The organism is Phyllobacterium trifolii (genome assembly GCF_014192095.1).
GTDB classification, from domain to species: Bacteria; Pseudomonadota; Alphaproteobacteria; order Rhizobiales; family Rhizobiaceae; genus Phyllobacterium; species Phyllobacterium trifolii.
Genome location: NZ_JACHXN010000066.1, coordinates 1 through 1047 on the forward strand (window position 1 = coordinate 1; position 1047 = coordinate 1047).

The 1047-nt window shown below is 57.5% G+C and carries 2 protein-coding genes; both read left to right on the top strand.

Going from position 1 to position 1047, the window contains the following annotated elements; genetic code table 11:
- Positions 1-239 (top strand): hypothetical protein (locus FHS21_RS30530; RefSeq protein ID WP_210283685.1); only part of this gene is annotated, 239 nt, incomplete at its 5' end.
- Between the two features lie 8 nt (positions 240-247).
- The coding region (locus tag FHS21_RS30370; protein WP_183665872.1) for a LysR family transcriptional regulator at positions 248-1047 on the top strand (800 nt) is incomplete at its 3' end.

Below are 1047 nucleotides of genomic sequence, written 5' to 3' on the forward strand. Positions count from 1 at the left end.
AGGGCCATTCCGGTAGTGCCGCCTATGATTACGGCAACCTTTCCACTGAGCTTGGACAATTCTGTATCCTTTCTACTTTCAACCGCGTTGTTGCAGCCCGTGAACCTCATTTAGATTTCCAGGGCGACTATCCAATCCCGAATAGAAGAATAGCTAGAATTCTCTGGTGGAATAGAATGCCTTATGCGTATAAGAGAGGCCGAAGTCGATATCCAACTGTCGATGCAAAGTTCGTCTGAGGCGTTGAATGGATCAGCTTAACAAGATGCGGCTTTTCGTTCGCGTGGTCGAAACCGGCAGTTTCTCCCGAGCCAGCAAAGCTGAAGGTGTCGCTCAATCCACTGTCAGCAAAGGGGTATCCTCGCTGGAGAGACGGCTCGGCACCCTGCTGATAAGGCGCAGCTCGCGCGGTCAAAGTGTCACTGAGCAGGGCCAGGAATTCTACGACTTTGCCGTCGGAATGCTGGCCGATCTGGACGCCGCGGAGTCGCGTATTAGGTCGGGAGGGGTTTCGCCGAAGGGCCGCATCCGAGTGGCCGCGCCACCCGTCTTCTCAAGCAATCTGATCGTTCCTGGGCTTCCCTTACTATTCGCGCGCTACCCGGATCTCACGATAGACCTCGAAGTGTCCGAGCGCTATGTGAGCCTGGTCGAAGATGGCGTCGACGTCGCGATACGGCTCGGAGACCTTGCAGATTCAAGCCTGGTGGCGCGTCAAATTGGGTGCGTGGAGGCCGTCGTGGTTGCGACGCCGGCTTATCTAGAACGCCATGGCACGCCAATGATGCTGGCCGACCTGGAGCACCACAACTGCCTTCCGTTCATGTTCCAGGGCAGTTCAAAAACGTGGAAGTTTAGGAACCCCGAAGGCGAGATCGCCATTATGCCTTCGGCAAAGCTGCGCACAAACGACGCCGAAGGCGTGATGGCCGCGGTCCGCGCCGGGCTGGGCCTCGCTCAGGGACCGAGTTGGATGTTCGCCGACGAAATCGCGGCCGGCAGGCTCCTCCCAGTGCTGACCGACTATAAGCCACGGCTCTTTCCCCT